At 67.4% G+C, this 6,312-nt stretch carries 8 protein-coding genes; 4 read left to right on the top strand and 4 right to left on the bottom strand.

From position 1 onward, the window contains the following. Window positions 1–355 (bottom strand): Rieske 2Fe-2S domain-containing protein (locus A5663_RS12825; protein WP_156744466.1); only part of this gene is annotated, 355 nt, incomplete at its 3' end. Window positions 356–461: 106 nt separating this feature from the next. Here A5663_RS12825 and A5663_RS12820 point away from each other — a divergent pair. The 3 genes from A5663_RS12820 (at window position 462) to A5663_RS12810 (ending at window position 2,684) form a co-directional block, all read left to right on the top strand. Then, window positions 462–1,379, top strand: coding sequence for a LysR family transcriptional regulator (locus A5663_RS12820; protein ID WP_068149140.1), 918 nt, complete (start codon window positions 462–464; stop codon window positions 1,377–1,379). Between the two features lie 70 nt (window positions 1,380–1,449). Further along, complete coding sequence (locus A5663_RS12815) at window positions 1,450–1,635, top strand: hypothetical protein (RefSeq protein WP_156744465.1); 186 nt, start codon at window positions 1,450–1,452, stop codon at window positions 1,633–1,635. A 155-nt stretch (window positions 1,636–1,790) separates the two neighbouring features. Then, window positions 1,791–2,684 carry a SigB/SigF/SigG family RNA polymerase sigma factor gene (locus A5663_RS12810; protein ID WP_082974105.1) on the top strand — a complete coding sequence of 298 codons (894 nt, stop codon included), beginning with the start codon at window positions 1,791–1,793 and terminating at the stop codon, window positions 2,682–2,684. On the opposite strand, the gene A5663_RS12805 is transcribed toward A5663_RS12810, so the two are convergent. Beyond that, complete coding sequence (locus A5663_RS12805; protein ID WP_068149133.1) at window positions 2,630–2,986, bottom strand: Zn-ribbon domain-containing OB-fold protein; 357 nt, start codon at window positions 2,984–2,986, stop codon at window positions 2,630–2,632. The genes A5663_RS12810 and A5663_RS12805 overlap by 55 nt on opposite strands. 55 nt (window positions 2,987–3,041) lie before the next feature. On the opposite strand from A5663_RS12805, the gene A5663_RS12800 reads away from it, so the two are divergent. Beyond that, entirely contained in the window at window positions 3,042–4,235 is a 1,194-nt protein-coding gene (locus A5663_RS12800) for a thiolase family protein (RefSeq protein WP_156744467.1), read from the top strand. 10 nt (window positions 4,236–4,245) lie between these two features. Here A5663_RS12800 and A5663_RS12795 read toward each other — a convergent pair whose 3' ends face one another. Continuing rightward, window positions 4,246–5,127, bottom strand: a complete 882-nt coding sequence (locus tag A5663_RS12795; RefSeq protein WP_068149143.1) for a PHB depolymerase family esterase — start codon at window positions 5,125–5,127, stop codon at window positions 4,246–4,248. A gap of 32 nt (window positions 5,128–5,159) precedes the next feature. Then, window positions 5,160–6,312 (bottom strand): APC family permease (locus tag A5663_RS12790; RefSeq protein ID WP_068149129.1); only part of this gene is annotated, 1,153 nt, incomplete at its 5' end.

Raw genomic sequence — 6,312 nt, 5'->3', positions numbered from 1 at the left:
ACAGCAGCGGCGCGCGGCCCTCGACCTCCTCGAACGGGTCGTCCTCCCACAACATCTTGTTGCCCCGGTGCGGGCAGATGTTGTGAAACGCCCGGATCACGTCGTCCTTGCCCCGTACGACGATCACCGACGTGTTGAGGAACTTCAGCTCCCGGGTGAAGTAGCTGCCCGACCGGGGCACCCGCTCGACGCGGCCGACGTACAACCAGGTCTTCCTGAAGACGTGCTCGCGCTCTTTGTCGTAGAACTCCTCTGAGACGCAATCCTCGAGCGACACCGGCCCACGGCCCAGTTCGGGGTAGGCGTCGGTCCAGTGTCCGCTCGAGGGCTTCGTCACCAAGCTGTCGTGACTCAAGGGGTTTCTCCTCCGCCGGGCTGAAGACGGTAGGCCGAAGGTACCGCCGCCGGATTGAGCGAAACAGGCCCATCAGCGCAACACCGTGTTGCATATTTGGAACGTTATGGAGCAGAATCTGCCGTTCGACGTCGACGCCCTGCTGGTCTTCGGCAAAGTGGTGGAGAACCGGAGCCTGTCCAAGGCTGCGGCATTGCTCGGCATGCCCAAGTCCACGGTCAGCCGCAAGCTCACCAAGCTGGAGGCCGACCTCGGAATTAAGCTGCTGCGCAAGAACACTCGTCAGCTCACCGTCACCGACCTCGGCGAGAAGGTGTACAGCCACGCGGTCAACATCCTCACCGAGGCCAACGGGGTGCGCGCACTCGTCGAGGGCAGCAGACAGGAACCGCGGGGCGAACTGCGGGCGGCGATCCCGGTGTTCCTCGGCATCGACTACGCCTCGCGGGTGGGCGCCGCGTTTCTGCGGCACTATCCGAACTCGCGGCTGGACATCCGGCTGGTGGACCGCCTCGTCGACCCGATCCGCGACGGGTTCGACGTGGTGTTCGGCACCGCTCCCCTGCAGGACTCCACGCTGATCGCCCGCAAGGTGTTCAGTCTCGAGCTCTTCCTTTGCGCCTCAGCACAATTCGTCGCCGAGCTGGCCGAGCCGATCACCGATCCGGCGCAGCTCGACATTCTTCCGTTCATCGACTTCGGGTTCGGTGGGGCGCGCAAGCTCGCCCTCACCCAGGCTGGCGGTCGGCGCGAACTCACACCGCCAATCCGCGCCCGCGCCAACAACTTCCAGGTCTGCAAACAGTACATCCTGCAAGGACTGGGCGTCGGCGTCATGCCCACGCAGATCATCTGCACCACCGAGTTGGCAGAAGGCAGCATCGTGCCGGTGCTGCCGGAATGGCACCTCGAGTCGCTCGACGTGCACATGATCTACCCGTTCGAACTGTCCTTCTCGACGCTCATCAGCGCGTTCTACGAGACCGCCTGCGAGATCATCGTCGAGAACACCGCGCGTCCCTGACCCCGGCCGCGGCGCCGGGTCAAAGAAATTCGTCGCGTTAGAGGCGGCGCAGGTGGGTATGTATACGGCCATGGACGCCGACACATTGATCGCGATGGCAGGGCTGACGGCCCTGGGTGCCGCCGTGTTGACGGGCGCGATCTGGGACAGTCCCCTGCTCAGCGCACCCGCGCGACCGGTGCGCCAACAACGCCCCTACGGCAGGCACGCGATGCCCGCCAAATCACCGTGGCGATTGCGGGAAATCGCCGGTTGACCACGTCAACTCCCGCCGTCGGCTAGGCTGAGACCAGCAGCGTTTGTCCGGGCATGTTTCGGCCCGACGCTACGGCGGGTAAACCCCAGCAGCCACAGGTTCAGATCCGAGCCGTGTGATCGGTACGGCAGGGTCGGGAGTGAGGAGCCTGTGTCGTGGCAGAGCCGAATTCCGAGTACGCAGAGGTGACGGACATGTTCCGCCACCTCAGCACACTCGACGATCAGTCGGTCGCTTACCGACGCCAGCGCGATGTGATCGTGCAGCGGACTCTTCCGCTCGCCGACCACGTCGCGCGCCGGTACCGCAACCGCGGCGAGCCACTCGACGATCTGGTTCAGGCGGCGCGCGTCGGACTGGTGAACGCCGTCAACCGCTTCGACCCCGACAACGGCGCCGACTTCCTGTCGTTCGCGATTCCCACGATCATGGGCGAGGTGCGTCGCCACTTCCGGGACTACGGCTGGGCGGTCAAAGTGCCGCGCCGACTCAAGGATCTGCAAGGACAACTCGTCAAGGTGCGAGCAGAGCTATCCCAACAGATCGGTCGCGCGCCGACGCCGTCCGAAGTCGCCAGGCATCTCGGTATCGAACGGGAAGCGGTGATGGAAGCGACCATCGCCAGCAGCAACTACTCGACCCTGTCCACCGACATACAGACCTCCGGCGACGACGAGTACCGGCCGGTCGCAGACACGCTGGGCGACCTCGATCCGAACATCGACAAGGTCGTCGACCTCGAGACGGTTCGACCGCTGATCGCCGCGTTGCCCGAGCGGGAGAAGACGGTTCTGGTCCTGCGATTCTTTGAGAGCATGACGCAGACCCAGATCGCCGAACGTATGGGCTACTCACAGATGCACGTCTCGCGACTGCTCGCTCAAGCCCTTCGCCGGCTGCGAGAGCAGGTGCGCGAAGCCGGAGCCGACTCTGCGCCGGCGCCGACACGAAAGCTGCGCACGACGGCTCTGTCGGTCCCACCGGCAGCGCTGTCTCACCCCCGCGGCGCGAAGACCGGAACCAAGGCGCTTTCGCCGTCGACGTCCTGACGCTCGAATCGCACCTCGACGGCCAGGCCGACGTGAACCGAATCCGCTTCGCAGTCCACGATATTCGTCGCGACACGGAGACCCGGCTGCTCCTCGAGTTCGACGATCGCCACTACGTAGGGAACCGGCAGGGCCGGATTGAACGGCTGGTGGTTGACGGTGTAGGTGAACACCCTGCCGCGGCCCGACACCGGGCGCGCGACCAGGGCTCCGCCGCACTCGGGGCAGTCCTCGGCCGCAGGTGACACCCAGAGCCCGCAGCGCACGCAACGAGTGATCAGCAGCGCTGCGTCGTCGGGCATGGTTAGGAAAGTACAGTCTGCAATGACCGGGTGGCCCGAGCGGGGAGGTGAACGGTTGCGCACGTTCGAAAAGGACGCGATCTTCAGCGGCCTCGGCATCTCGCGCATCGGACGGCGCACCGGAATCCCGGCGACGGAGCTGACGATGGAGGCGGTGCACGCCGCCATCGTCGATGCCGGGCTGGGTCCCGCAGACATCGACGGCGTGGTCACGTTCGGTGACACGCCTGCGGCCGAAGTTGTTGCCGCACTTGGCGGTCGGGCCGTCGACCAGGACTACGGGTTTCCCACCGGTGGTGTGCTGACCCCGGTGATGTCGGCCGTGCTGGCGGTGTCCGAGCGGCGCGCCCGCCATGTGCTCGTCTATCGGACTGTGCAGATGCTCGGCGGGACGATGACGCAAGCGCCGGCCAGCAACGAGCCCAATCCGCTGGCCAACCCGCCGGCCGAGCCGCGCGCGAGCGGAACCAGGCGCAGCATCGGGCCGTTCGACGACATCGGTGAACTGCTGGCCGCGCACGCTTACTCGGCGGCGAACTGGCTGGCCCTGCACTGCACGCGGCACATGGCGTTGTACGGGATGACGAAGGAGCAACTGGGCTGGCTGGCGATCAACAGCAGGCGCAATGCCGGGCTCAATCCGCTTGCGGCGTATCGGAATCCAATGACGATGGACGACTATCTGGCGTCCCGGCCGGTGTCCACGCCGTTCGGATTGTTTGACTGTGACGTGCCCGTCGACGGCTCGATCGCGTTCGTCATATCGCACGCCGACTTCGCGCCGGACTGCGCGCACCCAGCGGTGGCGGTCGAAGCCGTCGGCGGAGCGTACGGCTCGGGCGGCTGGTTTCACCGCGCCGACTTCCCGAAGATGGCCTCCAGCGAAGCCGCCGACGAGATGTGGTCGCGCACCGATCTGACGCCGTCGGACGTCGACGTGGCCGAACTCTACGACGGCTTCACGTTTCTCACGTTCGCGTGGCTCGAGGCGCTGCGGTTCTGCGGGGACGGAGAGGCGGGCCCGTTCGTGGAGGGCGGGTCGCGGATCGCCCTCGACGGGGCGCTACCGCTCAACACCTACGGCGGACAACTGTCGGCGGGCCGGATGCACGGTTACTGGTTGTTGCATGAAGCCTGCCTGCAGCTTCGCGGGCAGGCCGGCGACCGGCAACTGGCGCGCCGCCCCGAAGTGGCGGTCGCGGCGGCCGGTGGCGGACCGATCGCCGGGTGCCTGCTGCTGACCTGTTGAGGGCGGTCGGTCACCTGCCGTGGGCAGCGAAGAACTGAGCACTGGCCTGCGAGGCGTCGAACGGGGCGAAGGGTCCCCCGGGCCAGACGTGAGCGCCGCCGTCGATCTGCACGAACTGCACCTCGGTTCCGCCCGCGCAACCGGCGGCGACGAACCGGTGAACGTTGCCCTGGGTCTCGTCGACCGGGGGCGGACAACCGTTCAGGTCGCGCCACCGTTGCGCCATCGCCGGTGGCGCCACGATGTCGCTCGGGCCGCCGCGGCCGAGCATCCCGCCTCCCCCGAATGGCACCACCGGGTCAGCGGTTCCGTTGACCGCGAGAACCGAGACCGGTCGTGACGGCGCACAACCGAACCCCGTCGCCAACGTGCCGGCGACCGGTGCCACGGCGGCGAACACGTCGGCGCGTTCGCATGCCAACCGCGATGCCATGAAGGCGCCCGCCGACATGCCGGTGACGTAGACCCGGCGCGGGTCTACGCCGTACTCCTGTCGGAGTCGATCCACAAGGGCGACAAGGAAACCCACGTCGTCGACGTGCTGCCGGTCCGGAACCGAGGCGCCGCGCCCGTCGGCCCAACTCAGATCGATGCCGTCGGGATAGGCCACCACGAAACCGTGTTGGTCGGCGACCGCGTCGTAGTTGGTCGCCGCGGCCTGGGCCTGGCCCGTCATCCCGGCCCCGTGCAGATTGAGCACGAGTCCGGCCGGGTGAGCGATCCCGTTCGGGGCGTGCACCTGATAGGTGCGGTTCAACCCGCCGACCATCAGCGCGCCGGCGACATCCCCGCCCGGGAACGCCGACGCCCGCTGACCGCCGATGCCGAAAAGACAGACCAAAGCCGTCAGGACGGCCATCGCCCGCACGATCAAAACATCCACCCCTTTCATGAACCGCTCAGCGCGAACGTACTTCTTCTGCGTCATCGCCGTCGCGTTGCCGCTCTCGCGGCGAGATAGAGCACTGCCCCCACCGCCACCAGTATCGCCGCGAAGAGCCACACCTTGGCGGTTTGCTGGGTGAGCAGCAGGACGCATGACGCCACGCCGAGCACGGGCACCGGCGTCCACACCCGGAAGTGGGGATGCTCGACTCGATCTCGGCGCAGCACCAGCACCGCGACGTTGGTCGAGATGAACACGAACAGCAGCAGCAGGACGACCGTTTCGGCGAGCGTGGAAAGGTCACCGACCAGGCTGAGCAACATCGCGACCGCGGTCGTCGCCACGATGGCCGTCCACGGCGTGCGCCGCCGCGGCAGCACGCGGCCGAGCACGCTGGGCAGCAGCCCGTGCTCTGCCATGCCGTACGTGAGCCGACTCGCCATGATCATCGTAAGCAGCGCGCCGTTGGCCACCGCGACCAACGCGATCGCGCTGAAAACCCAGTCGGGGACGCCCACGCCCGACGCGCCGACAACGTCGAGCAACGGTCCGGAGGACTGCGACAGCTCGTCGGCCGGCAACGCCGTCGCGCTGGCCACCCCGACGAGCGCGTAGAGCACCCCCGCGGTGATGAGCGCACCGAACAGCGCGGCCGGGTAGACCTTGCTCGGGTCGCGAATCTCCTCGGCGACGTTTGCCGATGTCTCGAAGCCCACGAACGAGTAGTACGCGACGATCGCTCCGCTCAGGACCGCCAACGCCGGCGTCGCACCGTCGGGGAACTGACCCACCCGGTCCAGGTCGCCGCGCCCGGCGCCGACCATCACCGCAACCGCGACGACGACGATCAGCAGGCCGGTCAACTCGATCGCGGTCATCACCACGTTGCTCTTGACCGACTCGCTGATGCCCCGCGCGTTCAAGCAGGCGATCAATGCCAGGAAGACGATCGCGGCGGGCACGGCCGGGACGTCGACGAAAGTCGCGAGGTAGTCGCCGGCGAACGCGAGCGCCAGGCCGGCCGCGCTGGTCACACCGGCGGCCAGCATGCAGAACCCGACCAGGAACGACAGCGCGGGCCGGCCGAACGCCCGCTCCGCGAAGACCGCCGCCCCGCCGGCCTTCGGATACTTCGTCACCAGTTCGGCATACGAGCCGGCCGTGAGCAGCGCGAGCAACAACGCGACCAGC

It is taken from the genome of Mycobacterium sp. E740, assembly GCF_001672895.1.
GTDB lineage: Bacteria > Actinomycetota > Actinomycetes > Mycobacteriales > Mycobacteriaceae > Mycobacterium.
Note: the sequence above shows the minus strand (reverse complement) of the source record. Positions and strands in the feature narration are given on the sequence as shown.